The organism is Pseudarthrobacter sp. NamB4 (genome assembly GCF_005796185.1).
Taxonomy (GTDB): Bacteria; Actinomycetota; Actinomycetes; order Actinomycetales; family Micrococcaceae; genus Arthrobacter.
Genome location: NZ_VAHM01000016.1, coordinates 1 through 17922, shown reverse-complemented (window position 1 = coordinate 17922; position 17922 = coordinate 1). Strand labels below are relative to the sequence as shown.

The window sequence follows — 17922 nt, the reverse complement described above, 5'->3', positions numbered from 1 at the left end:
CGGCCAAATGAACTGGCCTGCACCGGCTTCCCGTTCTGCTACCTCGTGATTGCCTGAGGCTTGATCTTGCGTGAATCCAGCACCTGGTCGATGAGCCCGTAGGCCTGCGCTTCGTCGGCGGTGAGGATCTTGTCGCGCTCGATGTCGTTGTTGACCTGCTCCGACGTACGGCCGGAATGCTGGGCCAGGGTGTCCTCGAGCCAGGAACGCATGCGCATCACCTCTGCGGCCTGGATTTCCAGGTCAGAGGCCTGCCCGCCCTGGCCGCCCGACAGCGCAGGCTGGTGGATCAGGACACGGGCGTTGGGCAGGGCCAGCCGCTTGCCGGCCGTACCGGCAGCCAGCAGTACAGCAGCGGCGCTGGCGGCCTGGCCGAGGCACACGGTCTGGATCTCCGGCCGGATGTACTGCATGGTGTCGTAAATCGCCGTCATGGCGGTGAAGGAGCCGCCCGGCGAGTTAATGTACAGCGTAATGTCGCGGTCCGGGTCCGTGGACTCAAGCACCAGCAGCTGGGCCATGATGTCGTCGGCCGATGCGTCGTCCACCTGCACGCCGAGGAAGATGATGCGGTCCTCGAACAGCTTCGTGTAGGGGTCCTGGCGCTTGAAGCCGTACGGGGTGCGCTCTTCGAACTGCGGCAGGACGTAGCGGCTGGACGGAAGATTACCGGCAGACCACCCGAAGTTGTAGTTCATGTTAATTGCTCCTGATCTGAGTGTTCTTTGATGCCGGGTCTAGTTCTGCGAGGCAGTCTCGCCGGAGGTGCCGTTGGCGGTTCCGCCGCCGCCGGACACGGAGCCTGCATGCGCGGCGATCTTGTCGAAGAAGCCGTACTCGAGTGCCTCGGTTGCGGTGAACCACTTGTCGCGGTCGTTGTCCTTGAGGATGGTCTCAACGGTCTGGCCGGTCTGCTCGGCAGTCAGCTCGGCCATGACCTTCTTCATGTGAAGGATCAGTTCAGCCTGGATCTTGATGTCCGAGGCGGTGCCGCCGATGCCGCCGGAGGGCTGGTGCATCAGGACACGGGCGTTGGGCGTGGCGTAACGCTTGCCTTTGGTGCCGGAAGACAGCAGGAACTGGCCCATGGAGGCCGCCAGGCCGGTGGCCACGGTGACGACGTCGTTGGGGATGAACTGCATGGTGTCGTAGATGGCCATGCCGGCGGTCACTGAACCGCCAGGGGAGTTGATGTAGAGGTAGATGTCCTTGTCCGGGTTTTCCGCCGACAGGAGCAGCAGCTGCGAGCAGATGGCGTTGGCGTTGTCGTCGCGCACCTCCGAGCCGAGCCAGATGATCCGCTCCTTGAGAAGGCGGTTGTAAATGTAGTTGTCCTGGGTTGCAGGATCGACGGTCGCCATCCGGGGGGCCTCTGGGTGCTGTGACATGTTTACTTACCTCTCGCTGGTGACGGTGACATCACTGAAAATCACTACTTGGACACTAACCGGTTTCAGCGGCAATTTGTTCGCGCCCCTGCGGCTGTTCGCTGACGGCGCACGATCCGCCGAACCGCCGGACGCGGGGTCCCTGTCAGACGCGAACGGCCCCCGGATCGTTGGATCCGGGGGCCGTTCATCAAACGTGGAAGGACTAGGCCTTAGCCTCGGCCTTGTCGTCCTCGGCAGGGGTTTCGGCACCTTCTGCCTCTGCTGCGCCGGCGCCAGCTTTCTCCGCTTCAACGGGCTCCGCTGCCGGGGCTTCCTCCTCGCCGCCGGGGCGCACGAAGTCGCTCAGGTCAACGCTGTTGCCCTCGGTGTCGGTGACCTCGGCCTGGCCCAGCACAACAGCCAGGGCCTTACGGCGGCGGACCTCGGAAACCATCATGGGAACCTGGCCGCTCTGATCAATGATCTGGGCGAACTGGTTGGGGTCCATGCCGTACTGGCTGGCGGTGGTGACAATGTAGTCGATCAGCTCGTTCTGGCTGACGTTGACTTCTTCCTTCTCGGCAATCGCGTCAAGGATAATCTCGTTTTGGAAGGCACGGGCGGTGTTGGCGCGGACCTCTTCGCGGTGTTCCTCGGTGTCGTGCTCGCCCTCGCCGTGGCCGTTGCCCTCCTTGAAGTGGGCTTCGAGCTGCTCTTCGACAACGGAATCCGGCACGGGAACCTCTACCATCTCAACGAGCTTGTCCAGGACCTTGTCGCGGGCTTCCACACCCTGCTCCACGATCCTGGAGTCGGCGGCCTGCTTGGCCAGGTCTTCGCGGAGTTCGGCAAGGGTGTCGAACTCGGATGCGAGCTGGGCGAAGTCGTCGTTCGCCTCGGGGAGCTCGCGCTCCTTAACGGCCTTCACAACCACCTTGACCTGCGCGGCTTCACCGGCGTGGTCGCCACCAACCAGGGTGGTGTTGAAGATGGCGTCCTCTTCAGCGCTGAGGCCGGTGACGGCCTCGTCCATGCCTTCGAGCATGGTGCCGGCGCCAACCTGGTAGGACAGGCCGGAAGCGGAGTCCACCTCTTCCCCGTCAATGGTGGCGGTGATGTCGATGGTGAGGAAGTCGCCCTCGGCGGCCGGACGGTCAACGGACTTGAGCGTACCGAAGCGGCCTCGCAGCTCGTCCAGGGCCTTGTCCACATCTTCCTCGGAGGACTGGGCAGCGGCAACCTCGACCTTGATGCCGGCGTAATCCGGGAGTTCGATCTCGGGGCGGACGTCGACCTCGGCGGCGAACTTCAGGCCGCCGTCGGTGGCGGACGGGTCCGGAACCTCGGTGATCTCAACCTCGGGACGGCTCAGCGGGCGGATGCCGGACTCCTGCACGGCTGCCTGGTACCAGCCGTTGAGGCCATCGTTGATGGCGGTCTCGAGAACGTAGCCGCGGCCGACGCGCTGGTCGATGAGCTTGGCGGGCACCTTGCCCTTACGGAACCCAGGGACCTGGATCTGCGAAGCAACAGTCTTGTAAGCCGAGTCGATGCTGGGCTTCAGTTCCTCAAAGGGAACCTCAACGTTGAGCTTGACCCGCGTGGGGGTGAGGTTCTCGACAGCGCTCTTCACGGTCTAAGTACTCCTGGGTTTGTGGGATGGATTTCTGCAAACGCAATGTTTTGTCCAGGCCGAGTGGTCCGGGCCGCAGAGTCGGGGTGACAGGATTTGAACCTGCGACTTCCTGCTCCCAAAGCAGGCGCTCTAGCCAAGCTGAGCTACACCCCGTTAGTGCACAGGCAAGTCTACGGTGATACGCGCCGTGTTTGCACATTTGACACGTAGGCCATGGATTAGGTTTAGTTGTATCCGGCTTGGACAGCCAGCCCGAAGTCGCCGGCCTGCTAATATTGCAGATGCAGCTTCTTTCGGGGACGTAGCTTAATGGTAAAGCCTCAGTCTTCCAAACTGATTACGCGGGTTCGATTCCCGTCGTCCCCTCCAATAAACTAAAAAAGCCCCTCGAATGAGGGGCTTTTTTCGTCTCACTTCTGCTGGCAGTAAGGGCACCAGTAGAGGTTGCGTCCCGCCAGCTCCGCGGTCAGTACAGCCGTGCGGCAGACCCGGCACGGCAGCCCCTGCCGCTTGTACACGTAATGGGCGTCATCCCGCGCCGGGAAGCTTTCGCTTGTGGGCGGGACGGGCAGTCCGGCGGCAGCCGCCTTGGCTGCCGTAGTGCCATCGAGCGTCCAGTACTTGGGCGGCGTGGTGATGATCCTTCCGTGGGCCACGCCGTCGTTCATGACGCTGACGATATCGCGCCACAGCTTGCGTGCCGAGGTGTCCGGCACGGCTGTTCCGGGCAGCCAGGGGTCAAGGCGCAGGCGGAAGAGAACCTCTGCGCGGTAGACGTTGCCAACGCCCGCAATAATCTTCTGGTCCATCAGCAGCGCGGCCACAGGAACGTTGCGGCGCTGCAGGTTCCGGGTGAAGCGGCCGGCGTCGCCACGAAGGTTGCGCAGGGGGTCGGGGCCGAGCCGCGCCAGCACCGCCTGGGCCTCTGCGCCGGTGATCGTCTCGCAGGTGGTGGCGCCGCGGAGGTCCGCCCAGCCATTGCTGGAGGCCAGCCGCACCCGGACCGCGCCCACAGGGGCGGGCGGTCCGGCGTAGGGGACGCCGCCGTCGTCATCCTCTTCCGCAAAGCTCTCCCGCTCCCCCACCCGCCGCGGCGCGCCAATGCTGGAGGACCCGGTGAAGGTGCTGTCGCCGCCAAAGCTCCAGGCGCCGTAGAGGCCCAGGTGGACGTGCAGCACCAGGGCGTTGTCGAAGTTCAGGAAGAGGTGTTTTCCGTGGGCTTCCGCGCCCACCATCGTGTGCCCGTCCAGGAGCGCCGCCCCCGCGCTGAACCTGCCCTGCGGACTGGACACGGCAAGCTGCCGGCCAGTGAAAACGTCATCGAACTGCCGGGCCAGGCGCCGGACGGAGTGCCCTTCAGGCACTACTCGATGACCTCGCCGGTGGTTTCGTAGGCGGCGATCTTGCCGATCCTGCGGACATGGCGCTCGTCGTTACTGAACGGCTCCGTCAGGAAGGCTTCGATCAGTTCGGTGGCTTCCTCCACCGTGTGCTGGCGGCCGCCGACGGCTACGACGTTCGCGTCGTTGTGCTCCCGGGCCAGGGTGGCCGTGGAGTGGTTCCAAACCAGGGCAGCCCGGACGCCTTTAACTTTGTTGGCCGCGATTTGCTCGCCGTTGCCCGAGCCGCCGAGGACGATGCCCAGGGCGTGGACCCCTGCCTGCTGGTCAGCAACCACTGCCAAAGCGGCATTGATACAGAAGGACGGGTAGTCGTCCTGGGCGTCGTAGACCTTGGGTCCGTGGTCCACCACTTCGTACCCCTTGCCAGTCAGGTGGGATACCAGGTGGGCGCTGAGCTCCATGCCAGCGTGGTCGGTGGCGATGTGGACCCGCGGGAAGGCAGGGGAAGAAGTCACGAGCAAGAATCCGTTCGGTTGGGGGCGCCGGCTGCCGTCCGTTAAGGCGAAGGCAGGGTCAGGACAACAGGGTAAAGAATACTAGGACTCGGGCTGGCCCGGGGCTTCTGAGGGGCCACCCGTCCGCCGCGCCCGGGCGGAGACCCGGGTCAGGACTTCAGCGAGCCTGGCAGCCGACGCCGGGCTGCCGCCGCTCACCGCAAGGCGCTGGCCGTCCGTCTTGCTGACCACGACGGCGGGGCCGCTGCTGACCAGCATCGCCGCGGTTCCGTCGTGGTGCCGGTAGCCCCACCCGCCGTAGTCTGCGGCCTTGATGTCCGCGGCGGTGGCCTCGGAGATGGCTCCCGCCGGGACGTTCATGACAGGCACGAGGCCCGCCAGCAGGACTTTCAGGCCGGCCCGGTCGGCCTTGACACGGGCGCACAGGAACGCTGCCCCCACGATGGCAACGACGACGAGCAGCCCGCCGAGCCACGGCACCACAATGGCGATGAGCGCCGAGGGAAACACGGACGCGATGGCGATCATGACAAACACCGAGCTGCGTGCATGGACCCAGAGCCGGATGTTGTCCCGCGCCAGGTCCGGGTCCGCTTCCCTGGCAATGGCGAGCTGGAGCGCCCGGTCGTCATCCGGAGACCATTGCTCGTCGGCCTTGAAGACGAAAGACATGATTACCCCCAGCGACACAGCCGCACCGCTGCCCAGGGCCAGGACAGTAGTGTCCACCCGGGATTCCCGGGCGTCCGCCAGTCCCGTCTGACCCAGGAGGCCGGCAGCGAGTACCGTGGTGACGAAAAGGGTGACAAACAGCCCGGCGCCCATCATGATCCGGCGCATCAGGACGGGCCTGTTAATAGGCACCGCCTGATAGAGGATCAGCCATCCGGCAGCCACGATCATCACGGCGCCAACGCTGACGTAGGCGCCGAAGGGCGCAAAGGAGGCACCGCCGTCGTCCGTCCAGCGGACGGCGAGCGGCTCGGGAAGGTCCGGGCGCAGAAGGAAGGCGCACACCACGAAGGCTGCCGCCACAACCACCGGAAAGCCCGCAACAAAACGCAGGGCTTTGCTGTCCACCGATCCCATGAACTTGCCCATGATTTAACGCTACTCCCGCCGCTGCCGCTGTGTTCCTACCCCTTTCCCTACCCACTGTGAGCCGCGCTACTTGCCGGGGGTGCTGGAATGCAAGAATGATCAGAGCCGCCGCTGGGCACCGCCAGCCGGCAGACGCAATCTTTCTGGAGGCCCCACTTTGCCAGGTATGAATCTGACGCGCGCCGAAGCCCGTGAACGTGCCGAAACGATCGCCGTCGAGTCCTACGACGTCAGCCTGGACCTCACCCGTGGCGGGGAGGTCTTTGGCAGCACCACCACGGTGAAGTTCAGTGCCAGGCCGGGCTCTTCCACTTTCATCGACGCCGTGACGCAGGCGGTGCACAGCGTCACCCTGAACGGCCGGAGCCTTGACCCTGCCACTGTGGCGGACGGCGTCAGGATCCAGCTGCCGCAGCTTGCGGAGCACAACGAGCTGACCGTCGTGGCTGATGCGCCCTACATGAATACCGGTGAGGGCCTGCACCGCTTCGTGGACCCGGTGGACGGCGAGGTCTACCTCTATACCCAGTTCGAGGTTCCGGACTCACGCCGGATGTTCGCCGTCTTTGAACAGCCCGACCTGAAGGCAACCTTCACGTTCACCGTCACGGCGCCCTCGCACTGGGACGTCGTCTCCAACTCCCCCACCCCGGTGCAGCAGGAAACCACCCCGGGCGGCGACGGCGGCGCGCGCTCCGTCTGGTCCTTCTCCCCCACCCCGCGGCTCTCCTCCTATGTCACTGCCCTGATCGCCGGTCCGTACCAGTGCGTGCGCAGCGAGGTGGCCAGTTCGGACGGCAGGACCATCCCGCTGGGGGTCTTCGCGCGCAGGTCGCTGATGCAGTACCTGGACGCAGACAACATCTTCGAGTTGACCCGGCAGGGCTTCGAATTCTTCGAGGCGCAGTTCGGCTGCCCCTACCCGTTCGAGAAATACGACCAGCTCTTCGTGCCGGAATTCAACGCCGGTGCCATGGAAAACGCCGGGGCCGTGACCATCCTGGAAGGCTACGTCTTCCGCAGCAAGGTCCCGGATGCCCAGATCGAGCGCCGCGCCATCACCGTGCTGCACGAGCTGGCCCATATGTGGTTCGGCGACCTGGTGACCATGCGCTGGTGGAATGACCTGTGGCTCAACGAGTCCTTTGCCGAGTACATGTCGCACCTCGCCGCCGTGGAGGCCACGTCCTTCACCAGTGCCTGGACCACGTTCGCCTCAGTGGAAAAGTCCTGGGCCTACCGCCAGGACCAGCTGCCCACCACGCATCCGATCTTCGCGGAGATCAATGACCTGCAGGACGTGGAGGTCAATTTCGACGGAATCACCTACGCCAAGGGCGCTTCGGTGCTCCGCCAGCTGGTGGCGTGGGTGGGTCCGGAGCAGTTCATGGCAGGCGTGCGCGAGTATTTCGCCAAGCATTCCTGGCAGAACACCGAACTCAGCGACCTGCTGGTGGAGCTGGAAAAGGCCAGCGGCCGCGACCTGGACACTTGGGGAAGGCAGTGGCTGGAAACTGCCGGGGTCAACACGCTCAAGCCGGAGTTCGAGGTGGACGGCGGCGGCCGGTTTACTTCCTTCTCGATCCTGCAGTCCGCGGTGGACGAGTGGCCCACCATCCGGCCGCACCGCCTGGCCGTGGGCTTCTACAACCTGACCGGCGCCGGCAGGCTTGAGCGGGTGCACCGGGAGGAACTGGACGTCGACGGCGGACGCACTGAGGTGCCTGCGCTGGTGGGCATGGTCCGGCCGGACCTGGTCCTGGTCAACGACGACGACCTTGCCTACGCGAAGGTGCGGCTGGACGAAAAATCTCTGGCAACCGCAACGGCCCACCTGAAGGACTTCAGCCAGAGCCTGCCCAGGACACTTGTCTGGAACTCGGCGTGGGACGCCGCCAGGGACGGAGAGACCCCGGCGAGGAAGCACGTGGAACTGATCCTGGCCAATGTGGGCGCAGAGTCCGACTCCTCTGTGATCCTGGTCCAGCTCCGCCAGCTGGCCACCACGCTGAACTTCTACGTGGCTGAGGAACACCGGCACGCAACAACGGTGGCAGCGGTGGACAGGCTATGGGACCTCGCGTCCGGGGTTCCCGGGGGCTCTGACGCCCAGCTGCAGTTCGTTAAGTCCTTCGCGCTGCTGGCCCGCAGCGAGTCCCAGCTGGACAGGGTAGCCGGGCTGCTCGATGGTTCGCTGGCGTTGGACGGGCTGGCTGTGGACCAGGATCTGCGGTGGGAGCTGGTGGCGTCCCTGGTTGCCGGCGGGCGGATGGGACAGGACGGCATTGACGCCGAGCTCGCGCGGGACAACACTTCCAGCGGGCAGAACGCCGCTGCCCTGGCCAAGGCTGCCATCCCCACTCCTGAGGCGAAAGCGGCTGCCTGGGAGTCCATCGTGGTCAAGGGCGAGCTCTCCAACGCCCTGCAGGGTTCGGCTGTCACCGGCTTCATGCGGGTGCTGGACCGGTCCCTCCTTGAGCCGTACGCGGAAAAGTACTTCGAGGCGGTACCCGGGATCGTCGAGAACCGCACGCACGCGCTGGCCCAGCAGATCGTCGTCGGGCTTTACCCCGCGCTGCTGACCACCCAGGCGACCATCGACCGGACGGACGGCTTCCTGGCGGCGCTTCCGCCGGCGAGTGCCGCGCTGCGGCGGATGATGCTGGAAAACCGCGACGGCGTAGCCCGGGCTTTGCGGGCACGTGCAGCGGATGTCCTTCCCGGGGAAGCGTAGGCGGGACGCATGGGCCTGGGTGAACACCGCTATGCGCTGGCGGTCCAGTGGACGGGAAACCTGGGTGGCGGGACCTCGTCCTACCGCGGCTATTCCCGGGACCACGACATCCTGATTCCCGGACTGCCGGTGCTCAAGGGCTCCGCGGACCCCACCTTCCGCGGCGACAAGGAGCGCTACAACCCGGAGCAGCTGCTCCTGGCCGCGCTGGCACAGTGCCACATGCTCTCGTTCCTGCACGTGGCGGTGAAGCACGGGGTGGTGGTGACGGAGTACCGCGACGATGCCTCCGGGATCATGAGCCTGAACCGGGACGGAAGCGGCCAGTTCGAGCGCGTGACGCTGCGCCCGCAGGTGGCGGTGACGGACGCGGACCACGTGGAGCTGGCCGGGCAGATGCACCATGAGGCGAACCGGCTCTGCTTCATTGCCCGCAGCGTCAATTTTCCCGTGGAGCACCAGCCGGTGACGGTGGTTGGACGGCTGTAGCCCGGCCGACTCAGGCTCCTGGCTGCAGGAGCGCAACGAGTCTTGCCTCGGTTCCGGGGTCACACCCGGCTTTTCGGGCCCGGTCCAGTCCGCGGCGGCGGTCGTCCGCGGCGGCGGTCGTCCGCCAGAGTGTCCTGCCACGGCCGGAGCTGGAGACCGGCCCCGACGGCGGCCCGGTTGCTCCGTGCCGTGAAGCCTTCGTGCGCCGGCGGGAGCCACAGCGGCAGTAGCGGTCGGAACCGTCGCCGGGGCCGCCGATGAGTCCGGCACGGCACAGATGTGCCTTCCCGGCTGCAGCCCGTAGCGTGGCTACCTCGATCGCAGCCTTGGACTCGCCGTAATTCTCCGGAGCTGATGGTTGCCAACCACTTCGTCCCACTCACCGCCAGCACCTTCGTAGGCGATACGGCCCGATGCACGGTCGGCCTTCAGCCACACCACGCCTGCCGGTGGTTCAGCCGCGGAACCCCGAACCAGGCACGTGACCTTGTGGCCGGCTGCCACCGCCTGGCGGACTACATCTGCTGACAGGAAGGCGGTTCCGCCTAGGACCAGGATGCGCATGTGAACACGCTACGGCGCTAGGGTTAAAAGAGAACAGAGCTTCCGCGCCGGGCTTAGCCTGCGCGGCGGTGTACGATCCCCGGCACCGGCCGGAGAACCCAGGAGTATTTCCCCCTTATGGTCAGCATGTTGTCAGTCCTTCCTTCCGCCGCCAGTGATCCGGGCGGCGTAAGCATCACGGGCATCGTGATCAGCCTCGGCGTGGGCGTCACGGTCTGGCTTGTAGCCACGTTCATCATTTCCCGCATCACCCGGCGGGTGGCCTCGGGCAGCAGCCTGTTCAAGAGGCCCACGTTCAAGTGGGTGGCCCCGGCGCTGCGTGCCCTGGACCATGAACGGCGCGTCCAGCGCGCCGAGACAATCGGTTCCCTGTTGAACAGCGTCGTCGGAGTACTGGTGGTCATCATCACGGGCATGTACGTACTCCAGAACCTGGACATCAACATCGCACCCCTCCTCACCAGCGTAGGCATCCTGGGTGTCGCCATCGGTTTCGGTGCCCAGCAGCTGATCCGCGACTTCCTGGCTGGAATCTTCATTACCATTGAAGACCAGTACGGAATCGGCGACGTCATTGAAACCAGCGAGGTTGTGGGCGTGGTGGAATCCATGGGGCTGCGCATCACCCGGGTACGCTCCGACGACGGCGCCATCTGGTACCTGCGCAACGGGGAGATCCTGCGGGTGGGCAACCGCTCACAGGGGAACTACACCCCATCGCACGAGTTGCCGGACGGGACCACGGACCAGGGCAGTGACCAGGGCGCCGAAACCAAAAAGACCGAGCAGAAGGCCGGAGACTGACCATGACCATCCCCATCGAGCCGCAGCGCCCGCAGCTGATGCAGAACGATCCGTTCAGCAAGCCCGGCTACACCGACAACTTCTACGAGGCCGTCGGCGGCCATGAGACGTTCGTGAAGCTGATCGACGTCTTTTACGACGGGGTTGCAACAGACCCGCTGCTGCGTCCCATGTACCCCGAGGAGGACCTGGCGCCGGCGAAGCGCCGGTTCCTGATGTTCCTGGAACAGTACTGGGGCGGGCCCACCACATATGGCGAAGAGCGCGGGCATCCACGGCTGCGCATGCGGCACATGCCCTTCAAAGTGACGCCCGAGGCGAAGGAACGCTGGCTCTTCCACATGCGTGCCGCCGTCGACGCCCTGGAATTGCCGCCGCTCTACGAGGGAACGCTGTGGGACTACATGGAGCGCGCAGCACTGTCCATGGTGAACAGCCCGTCAACGCCCTAACCGCTCGTGCAGCAGCTGTCCCTGGACACCGCTGCTGATGGCGCCCGGCCTTAGAGCAGCCCGCTCCCGGTGCGCGCGAGCACGTGGCCGCGGGTGCCGCTGAGCCGGAACCAGCGGCCGGCCCGGTAGAGCTTCTGGTCCCCGTCGGCGAGGAACCCCAGGGCCAGGGCGGCGAAAGCGGCTCCGGCCGGCAGGCCTGACTCGTCCAGCTCCCTCCCCCATACAGCGGCACGGGCGTTGTTGACGATCAGCGCGCCCGGCTTGTCCGGTACGATTCCTGCCACTTCCGCGATCCCTGCCTCGGCGGCCTTCCGGAGTCCTGCGTCGCTTCGCTGGCCCACGAGCTCCCACCCACTCCGGGGGGCACCCACTCCTGTCCACGATTCGGTGACGGTCGACGGCGGCACCGGCAGTTCCACGTCGTCCCCGGCGGAGCGCGCCAGGCGGTCCAGGACGGCGGACAAAGCCACCGTGACATCCGTCCCGGAGGGCGTTGCCAGTGCCATCGTGCGAAGCCCGAGGATGGTGGGGGTCGACTCACCCAGCACTCTTGGCCTCAGGACGCAGACGTACGCGGCGAGAACGGAACCCGCAGCCTGGAGCCGGATGGCGCCGTCGTCGATGGCCTTCGCCCGGGTGGCGAATGTTCGAAGATCAGCGAGGTCCCGCGGATCGGCGAACCGGAAAGACGAGGTGAGTAAGTCAGTCACACCAAGAACACTACCGGCTGGAGCTTTGTTGAGCAGTCCGGGGGTGCCGTCTAGAGTCGAACCATGACTGAAGCCGACGCCGAACTCCTGGCGCTACCCAGCGCAGACCCCACTGCCTCGCTTATCTCGCTCCTCGACCTCGGCCAGCTGGAGGGAGCCCGGACGGACGAGGACATCTTCCTTGGTCCTTCCCAGCAGCAGCCCCACCACCGGGTCTTCGGCGGCCAGGTACTGGCCCAGTCACTGATCGCTTCCATGAGGACAGTGGACCCCGGGCGTTTTGTGCATTCTATGCACGGATACTTCCTCCGCCCGGGCGATGCGAACAAGCCCATCACCTTCGGCGTCCAGCGCCTGCGTGACGGCCGCTCCTTTTCCGCCCGCCGTGTGCACGCCTACCAGGAAGGTTTTCCCATCCTGTCCATGATCGCCTCGTTCCAGGGCGAGGACGAAGGCATCGAGCACGAATCCGAGATGCCCGCCGGCATTCCCGACCCCGAATCCTTGCCCAGCACCGCCGACCTCCTGGGCAAGTTCGACCACCCCGTGGCACGGCACTGGGCCTACGAGCGGCCCTTCGACATTCGGCACGTGGATGCCCCGCTGTACGTTTCAGCCAAAGGGCCGAAAGAAGCCCGCAACGCTGTCTGGATGAAGACCTTTGGGCCCATGCCGGACAACCCCAACCTGCACCGGGCCGCCCTAGCATACGCGAGTGACTACACCTTGCTTGAGTCCGTCCTGCGGCGCCATGGGCTGAGCTGGATCACGCCGGGGATGACCGTTGCCAGCCTTGACCACGCAATGTGGTGGCACCGCCCCGCCCGGGTGGACGAGTGGCTGCTGTACGTCCAGGAATCGCCCAGCGCCCAGGGTGCCCGCGGCTTGGCCACAGGCAAAATCTTCAACCAGGCGGGCCAGCACGTTGCATCGGTTGCCCAGGAGGGCATGGTCCGGGTGCCCACGGATGTGAAGAGCAAGGTAGTGGGTGCCTTCCAGTCCAAGGTGATGGAGCACCAGATCCGCAAGGCGGGCCGGAACTAGCAGATTACGCAAAAGGCGGGCACCCCATGGATGGGGTGCCCGCCTCCGGTTTTTCCCTGCGCTGTTCCCTGGCCGATCTATGTCCTAGTCGCGGGTCAGGCGGCGGTGCGTGACACGGTGCGGCTTGGCTGCATCCGGTCCCAGCCGTTCCACCTTGTTCTCCTCGTAGGATTCGAAGTTGCCCTCGAACCAGTACCACTTGGAGGGGTTTTCCTCGTCGCCTTCGTAGGCCAGGATGTGCGTGGCCACGCGGTCCAGGAACCAACGGTCGTGCGAGACCACCACGGCGCAGCCGGGGAACTCGAGCAGCGCGTTTTCCAGGCTGCTGAGGGTTTCAACGTCGAGGTCGTTGGTGGGCTCGTCAAGGAGCAGGAGGTTACCGCCCTGTTTAAGGGTCAGGGCGAGGTTCAGGCGGTTGCGCTCACCACCGGACAGCACCCCGGCCTTCTTCTGCTGGTCGGGGCCCTTGAAGCCGAAGGCGGCAACGTAGGCGCGGGACGGCATTTCAACGTTGCCCACCTGGATGAAGTCGAGCCCATCGGACACGACCTCCCAGAGGGTCTTGTTGGGGTCGATGCCGCCGCGGCTCTGGTCCGCATAGGAGATCTTGACCGAATCGCCGATCTTCAGGTCGCCGCCGTCCAGCGGTTCCAGGCCGACGATGGTCTTGAACAGGGTGGTCTTGCCGACGCCGTTAGGGCCAATAACGCCCACGATGCCGTTGCGGGGCAGGCTGAAGGACAGACCGTCGATCAGGACCCGGTCTTCGAAGCCCTTCTGCAGGTTCTTGGCTTCCAGGACCAGACCGCCCAGGCGGGGTCCCGGCGGGATCTGGATTTCTTCGAAATCCAGCTTGCGGGTCCGGTCCGCCTCCGCGGCCATTTCCTCGTACCGGGCCAGACGGGCCTTGGACTTGGTCTGGCGGCCCTTGGCGTTGGAGCGCACCCACTCGAGTTCTTCCGCGAGGCGCTTGGCCTGCTTCGCGTCCTTCTTGCCCTGGATCTCCAGGCGGGCACGCTTCTTCTCCAGGTAAGTGGAGTAGTTGCCTTCGTAGGGGTACAGGTGGCCGCGGTCAACCTCGGCGATCCATTCCGCCACGTGGTCAAGGAAGTAGCGGTCGTGGGTCACGGCGAGGACTGCGCCGGGGTAGTTGGAGAGGTGCTGCTCCAGCCACAGAACGCTTTCTGCGTCCAGGTGGTTGGTGGGCTCGTCCAGCAGCAGCAGGTCAGGCTTCTGCAGGAGGAGTTTGCAGAGTGCGACGCGCCGGCGCTCACCGCCGGAAAGGTTCGTGACGTCGGCGTCTGCCGGCGGGCAGCGAAGTGCATCCATGGCCTGTTCAAGCTGGGAGTCGAGGTCCCAGGCGTCGGCAGCGTCGATGGCTTCCTGAAGCTTGCCCATCTCTTCAAGGAGGGTGTCATAGTCAGCGTCGGGGCTGGCCATCTCCTCGGAGATTTCGTTGAACCGCTGGATCTTGCCGTAGATCTCGCCCACGCCTTCCTGGACGTTGCCCAGGACGGTCTTTTCTTCGTTGAGCGGGGGTTCCTGGAGCAGGATGCCCACCGTGTACCCGGGGCTGAGCCGCGCCTCGCCGTTCGAGGGGGTGTCCAGCCCTGCCATGATCTTTAGGATGGTGGACTTACCGGCACCGTTCGGGCCCACGACGCCGATCTTGGCACCGGGGAAGAAGGACATGCTTACGTCATCAAGAATAAGTTTTTCGCCAACGGCTTTGCGGGCCTTGGTCATTGTGTAGATAAATTCCGCCATGATTCCAAATCTAGTGGGTTGGCGGGCATATCTCACATTCCGGCCAGCAGGCTCACGAGCCTACAAAGCACTTGCCGCTCGCCAGTACCGGAAGGACCGTCACTGCCACGGCGCCGTCGCGCACCTGGCCGATTACGCAGTCCCTCCCCTGCAGCACGGCCGCCTCGATCGCGTCCGCCTCCAGGCCGGTGGGTGTCCGGCTCTGCGACACCTCAAGTACTCCGGGCGCGATCCCCGCTCCAGTCAGCGCTTCACTTACCTGTGCCGTGGACGGCTTGGGCGTACCGGCCGCCAGCCTGCCGAGCGTTTCCGTCACCGTCTGCCGCACTGTTTCGCTAGCGGCAGCTTCAGCGGCGGCGGCTCCGGCACCGGACGCGCCGCCGTCGGCTGCGCCGCCCGAAACTGGCGCGGTCGGAGAGGTGTCCACCAGAGGGCCTGCAGGCTGAGCTCCGGGCGCAGCAGTATCCGTGGCCGGGACGTCACCAGATGGGGCTGCCGTTTCCCGCCCAGCCGGCGCTGCCCGGTTATCCAAAGGGATCCCGCCGCCGCAGCCGGCCAGGGAGGTGACCAGCACGGCTCCGGCCAGCATCGCCAGGAGGCGGGGTGCGAAAAATATATTGGAAGCGTAAGAAGCAGCGGGTGGGGCACCGGCCGCAGTGTTCTGCCGGTGGTCGGGGGTGCGCCGCATGGTGCCATTCTGCCACGCGGACCTGTAGCCGGTTACATCCTGCGCGGGCAGGTCGCGGCCGGGGGGATGCCGCCCCCTGCCCGCCAGGAAACCAGTAAGCGTTGACAGCAGGACTTGCCTTACTCCGGATCAGATGTCCAAGAGTCCGGATCGGGACGTGGATTCGCTAAACTCCGGATTCGGCCAGTTCCCCCGTTTCGAGGTCCAGGGCTACCAAGTCACCGTTTCTGTCCTCGACGTACGCTGCAGCCGGATCGTCGCCCTCGGCCCCTTCCTCTCCAGTGTCCTCAGGCTCCTCGAAGGTTCCGTCCGGGCCGGGCTGATGGCCGCCGTCGAAGGACGGTTCCTGTTCCACCAGCGAGAGCAGGGGCTTGGTGGAGGACCGGATGAAGTTGGCCGTGCCCCAGGTGAGGTCATGGCCTACGGCCTCGGCATCAATGGTGTGTGAGTAGTAGACCCTGCCGTCCCTTTCCCAGCTGCGGATTTTCAGCTTGCCCACCACGATGACGGGCTGGCCCTTCCTGATGCTGCAGCCCATGCTGCCCGCAAGGTGGCGGTAGCCCTGGACCAGGAACCAGTTGGTATGGCCGTCTGCCCAGGTGCCGGTTGCCCTGTCATAGCGCCGGGTGGTGGATCCTATCCGGAAAGAGGCGGTGGCCACTCCCCCTGTCGTTGTAGTGCTTTTGATCTCGGTGGCAACAAAGCCCCGGATCGTTATGGTGTCGCTCATCTCTACGTCCTGTCTTCAATGGTTATGCCTTTGCAGGCAAGACCAGCTTCGCGCCGACGACAACCCCCGGGGAGGTAGCAATGGGTCTATGTGCACAACCCGCAGCTGTAGCCGCTTGTGGAGGATCAGTGGAGCGTGGAGTCAATGACAGCGCCCGCAGTGCGGGCAATGTAGACTTTTTGAGGCGCCGGATTTCAGCTCCGGAAACCACTGCCTCAGTAGCTCAGGGGATAGAGCAGCGGCCTTCTAATCCGCCGGTCGGGGGTTCGATTCCCTCCTGGGGCACCACGTGGGTTGGCGCCCCGGTCGATGGACCGGGGCGCGGCTTTCTCCTTCAATGCCCTATCAGCTGCCGTCCCTAACGTCATGGAAGCAACGATGGGTGACAGCGGCAACTGCGGACGCCCCGACGCCTAGTACTGCAGCCGGTGCGGCGCATCCACCAGGGACCGGACCACGCTCCCGGCCGCACCAAGGAGCGCCCCGGCCTGCCCCACCGCGGAAAGCCCCACCTGTTCCGGAGCGAACCTGCCGGGGGCATACCGCTCCAGGCTGTCCAGAAGGGGGGCCCTTAGCCACGGGTCAAGGACCGCAAAGTGGCCGCCGAGCACCAGCGAACCAACATTCATCACGCGGGCGGTTGAGGCCAGGGCAACACCGAGGTACTGCCCGGCGCGTTCCACCGCCGACAGCGCGCGCGGCTGCCCCTCGTGAAGTGCCTGCACGAGCGCCTCAATGGATTCGGACCGCGTCCGGGACCCCGCCGCAATGCCGGCAGCGGCAAGAATGGCATCCTGGCCCGACACTGTTTCCAGGCAGCCCGTTCCGCCGCAGGAACAGCGGACGCCCTCGGGATCCACCACGACGTGGCCAACTTCGCCGGCATGCCCTCCAGGACCGGTGAAGAGTTCAGAACCAACAACCAGCCCGCCACCGACGCCTACTTCGCCCGAGACGAAAACAAAGTCGGACGCGCCGTCCGGACGGTGCCGCAGCTCAGCCAGGGCAGCGGCGTTCGCCTCGTTGAACAGCTCAACGCCCAGCGGCACATCGGGCAGCAGTGCGCCGAGGTCAAGGTCCACGTTGGTCCAGCCCAGGTTGGGGGCGGTCAGGACGCGCGCGGCCGCGGGCTCCACCAACCCGGGCACTGCCAGCCCTCCCCCCAGCACCTGGACACCCCCATCTCCCGCCGCGGCGCGCACCTTTGCTGCGAGTCCGGCAAGTGCTGCCAGCACCGGGACGTGGCCGCCGGACCGGTTGTCCCTCTCCTGCGTCTCGCGCACAAGCAGGTTGCCCGCGAGGTCCGTAACGCCGGCCGAAATGTAGTCGACATTGATTTCCATGCCCATGACGGACCGGGCAGGATTCAGTTCCAGTCCGACGCTGGGCCGGCCGCGTCCCTGCTGGTTGAGCCCCACTTCCCGGAGCAGTCCGGCCTCCAAAAGGTCCAGCACGAGGCTCGAAACCGAGGCCTTGGTGAGCCGCGTCGCAGCGGCCACCTGCGCCCGGCTTGGATGGACACCGGGAGGCGCCTCCGCGATCCTGCCCAGCACCAATGAGAGATTGCTCCGGCGGACATCGCCCATACTGCCGGGCACTCCGGACTCAGGCACCGCCACCGCAGATGCCGGCATCACCATTACAGCTCTCCTTGCCAATACTTCGGGCCGCGGGGGCCCAGGGGTCTTGACCCCACCCTACTTCCCGCATATAGTTCAGGCAATAAACTAATCGTCGCAACCGCGGCACTGACTGCAAGGATGCATCATGGCTCTCTCCCCCACTCCCGCTGACAAGTTCACCTTCGGCCTCTGGACCGTTGGCTGGACGGGCGCCGACCCGTTCGGCGTCGCCACCCGTGCGGCGCTGGATCCGGTTGAGGCCGTACACCGGCTCAGCGAACTCGGCGCGTACGGCATCACCTTTCACGACAACGACCTGATTCCGTTCGAGGCAACGGCGTCCGAGCGGGACC

The 17922-nt window shown here is 65.5% G+C and carries 16 protein-coding genes, 3 tRNA genes and 2 pseudogenes; 8 read left to right on the top strand and 13 right to left on the bottom strand.

From position 1 onward, the window contains the following. Positions 1 to 38: 38 nt before the first annotated feature. The 4 genes from FDW81_RS14475 to FDW81_RS14460 form a co-directional block, all read right to left on the bottom strand. Positions 39 to 698 (bottom strand): ATP-dependent Clp protease proteolytic subunit, encoded by a 660-nt coding sequence (locus FDW81_RS14475; RefSeq protein ID WP_138134924.1) that lies wholly within the window; start codon positions 696 to 698, stop codon positions 39 to 41. A 39-nt stretch (positions 699 to 737) separates the two neighbouring features. Continuing rightward, on the bottom strand, positions 738 to 1361 hold the full coding sequence (locus FDW81_RS14470) for an ATP-dependent Clp protease proteolytic subunit (protein ID WP_138134979.1): 624 nt from the start codon (positions 1359 to 1361) through the stop codon (positions 738 to 740). 232 nt (positions 1362 to 1593) lie between these two features. Next, positions 1594 to 3003 carry a trigger factor gene (gene tig, locus FDW81_RS14465; protein WP_138134922.1) on the bottom strand — a complete coding sequence of 470 codons (1410 nt, stop codon included), beginning with the start codon at positions 3001 to 3003 and terminating at the stop codon, positions 1594 to 1596. An 81-nt stretch (positions 3004 to 3084) separates the two neighbouring features. Then, a tRNA-Pro gene (locus FDW81_RS14460) sits at positions 3085 to 3159 on the bottom strand. A gap of 142 nt (positions 3160 to 3301) precedes the next feature. On the opposite strand from FDW81_RS14460, the gene FDW81_RS14455 reads away from it, so the two are divergent. Next, a tRNA-Gly gene (locus FDW81_RS14455) sits at positions 3302 to 3375 on the top strand. A gap of 41 nt (positions 3376 to 3416) precedes the next feature. Here the strand turns inward: FDW81_RS14455 and FDW81_RS14450 are convergent. The 3 genes from FDW81_RS14450 to FDW81_RS14440 form a co-directional block, all read right to left on the bottom strand. Next, a complete protein-coding gene (locus FDW81_RS14450; RefSeq protein WP_138134920.1) occupies positions 3417 to 4370 on the bottom strand; it encodes an Fpg/Nei family DNA glycosylase in 954 nt (317 codons plus the stop codon). Further along, complete coding sequence (locus tag FDW81_RS14445) at positions 4370 to 4864, bottom strand: ribose-5-phosphate isomerase (protein WP_138134919.1); 495 nt, start codon at positions 4862 to 4864, stop codon at positions 4370 to 4372. The genes FDW81_RS14450 and FDW81_RS14445 overlap by 1 nt, the downstream gene beginning before the upstream one ends. 81 nt (positions 4865 to 4945) lie before the next feature. Continuing rightward, a complete protein-coding gene (locus FDW81_RS14440; protein WP_138134917.1) occupies positions 4946 to 5965 on the bottom strand; it encodes a hypothetical protein in 1020 nt (339 codons plus the stop codon). A 166-nt stretch (positions 5966 to 6131) separates the two neighbouring features. On the opposite strand from FDW81_RS14440, the gene pepN reads away from it, so the two are divergent. Together pepN and FDW81_RS14430 are read left to right on the top strand one after the other, a co-directional pair. Further along, positions 6132 to 8699 (top strand): aminopeptidase N, encoded by a 2568-nt coding sequence (pepN, locus tag FDW81_RS14435; RefSeq protein WP_138134914.1) that lies wholly within the window; start codon positions 6132 to 6134, stop codon positions 8697 to 8699. 9 nt (positions 8700 to 8708) lie between these two features. Beyond that, a complete protein-coding gene (locus FDW81_RS14430; RefSeq protein ID WP_138134912.1) occupies positions 8709 to 9188 on the top strand; it encodes an OsmC family protein in 480 nt (159 codons plus the stop codon). 10 nt (positions 9189 to 9198) lie between these two features. Here FDW81_RS14430 and FDW81_RS14425 read toward each other — a convergent pair. Next, positions 9199 to 9752 (bottom strand): annotated as a pseudogene (locus FDW81_RS14425) (hypothetical protein). 117 nt (positions 9753 to 9869) lie between these two features. On the opposite strand from FDW81_RS14425, the gene FDW81_RS14420 reads away from it, so the two are divergent. Both FDW81_RS14420 and FDW81_RS14415 read left to right on the top strand, forming a co-directional pair. Then, positions 9870 to 10556, top strand: coding sequence for a mechanosensitive ion channel family protein (locus tag FDW81_RS14420; RefSeq protein ID WP_138134910.1), 687 nt, complete (start codon positions 9870 to 9872; stop codon positions 10554 to 10556). Positions 10557 to 10558: 2 nt separating this feature from the next. Beyond that, positions 10559 to 11008, top strand: a complete 450-nt coding sequence (locus FDW81_RS14415; RefSeq protein WP_138134908.1) for a globin — start codon at positions 10559 to 10561, stop codon at positions 11006 to 11008. 50 nt (positions 11009 to 11058) lie between these two features. Here FDW81_RS14415 and FDW81_RS14410 read toward each other — a convergent pair whose 3' ends face one another. Then, on the bottom strand, positions 11059 to 11718 hold the full coding sequence (locus tag FDW81_RS14410) for a hypothetical protein (protein WP_138134906.1): 660 nt from the start codon (positions 11716 to 11718) through the stop codon (positions 11059 to 11061). Between the two features lie 63 nt (positions 11719 to 11781). Here FDW81_RS14410 and FDW81_RS14405 point away from each other — a divergent pair, with 63 nt between their 5' ends. After that, positions 11782 to 12762 (top strand): acyl-CoA thioesterase II, encoded by a 981-nt coding sequence (locus FDW81_RS14405; protein WP_138134904.1) that lies wholly within the window; start codon positions 11782 to 11784, stop codon positions 12760 to 12762. An 84-nt stretch (positions 12763 to 12846) separates the two neighbouring features. On the opposite strand, the gene ettA is transcribed toward FDW81_RS14405, so the two are convergent. From ettA to FDW81_RS14390, 3 genes are all read right to left on the bottom strand, one after another. Next, the gene (ettA, locus tag FDW81_RS14400) at positions 12847 to 14529 is read right to left on the bottom strand and encodes an energy-dependent translational throttle protein EttA (protein ID WP_138134902.1); all 1683 of its coding nucleotides are present in this window, start codon (positions 14527 to 14529) and stop codon (positions 12847 to 12849) included. 52 nt (positions 14530 to 14581) lie between these two features. Further along, entirely contained in the window at positions 14582 to 15217 is a 636-nt protein-coding gene (locus FDW81_RS14395) for a hypothetical protein (RefSeq protein ID WP_138134900.1), read from the bottom strand. Between the two features lie 166 nt (positions 15218 to 15383). Then, positions 15384 to 15947, bottom strand: coding sequence for a single-stranded DNA-binding protein (locus FDW81_RS14390; protein WP_138134898.1), 564 nt, complete (start codon positions 15945 to 15947; stop codon positions 15384 to 15386). Positions 15948 to 16159: 212 nt separating this feature from the next. On the opposite strand from FDW81_RS14390, the gene FDW81_RS14385 reads away from it, so the two are divergent. Next, positions 16160 to 16235, top strand: a tRNA-Arg gene (locus FDW81_RS14385). A 125-nt stretch (positions 16236 to 16360) separates the two neighbouring features. On the opposite strand, the gene FDW81_RS14380 is transcribed toward FDW81_RS14385, so the two are convergent. Continuing rightward, complete coding sequence (locus FDW81_RS14380) at positions 16361 to 17587, bottom strand: ROK family protein (protein WP_240720301.1); 1227 nt, start codon at positions 17585 to 17587, stop codon at positions 16361 to 16363. Positions 17588 to 17714: 127 nt separating this feature from the next. Here FDW81_RS14380 and FDW81_RS14375 point away from each other — a divergent pair. Then, positions 17715 to 17922, top strand: a pseudogene (locus FDW81_RS14375) (xylose isomerase); the annotation flags it as partial.

Coding starts and splice junctions, on each gene's coding strand:
- FDW81_RS14475 (WP_138134924.1), bottom strand. CDS start 698: ATGAACTACAACTTCGGGTGGTCTGCCGGTAATCTTCCGTCCAGCCGC.
- FDW81_RS14470 (WP_138134979.1), bottom strand. CDS start 1,361: ATGGCGACCGTCGATCCTGCAACCCAGGACAACTACATTTACAACCGC.
- FDW81_RS14440 (WP_138134917.1), bottom strand. CDS start 5,965: ATGGGCAAGTTCATGGGATCGGTGGACAGCAAAGCCCTGCGTTTTGTT.
- pepN (WP_138134914.1), top strand. CDS start 6,132: ATGAATCTGACGCGCGCCGAAGCCCGTGAACGTGCCGAAACGATCGCC.
- FDW81_RS14430 (WP_138134912.1), top strand. CDS start 8,709: ATGGGCCTGGGTGAACACCGCTATGCGCTGGCGGTCCAGTGGACGGGA.
- FDW81_RS14420 (WP_138134910.1), top strand. CDS start 9,870: ATGGTCAGCATGTTGTCAGTCCTTCCTTCCGCCGCCAGTGATCCGGGC.
- FDW81_RS14415 (WP_138134908.1), top strand. CDS start 10,559: ATGACCATCCCCATCGAGCCGCAGCGCCCGCAGCTGATGCAGAACGAT.
- FDW81_RS14405 (WP_138134904.1), top strand. CDS start 11,782: ATGACTGAAGCCGACGCCGAACTCCTGGCGCTACCCAGCGCAGACCCC.
- ettA (WP_138134902.1), bottom strand. CDS start 14,529: ATGGCGGAATTTATCTACACAATGACCAAGGCCCGCAAAGCCGTTGGC.
- FDW81_RS14395 (WP_138134900.1), bottom strand. CDS start 15,217: ATGCGGCGCACCCCCGACCACCGGCAGAACACTGCGGCCGGTGCCCCA.
- FDW81_RS14390 (WP_138134898.1), bottom strand. CDS start 15,947: ATGAGCGACACCATAACGATCCGGGGCTTTGTTGCCACCGAGATCAAA.
- FDW81_RS14380 (WP_240720301.1), bottom strand. CDS start 17,587: ATGGTGATGCCGGCATCTGCGGTGGCGGTGCCTGAGTCCGGAGTGCCC.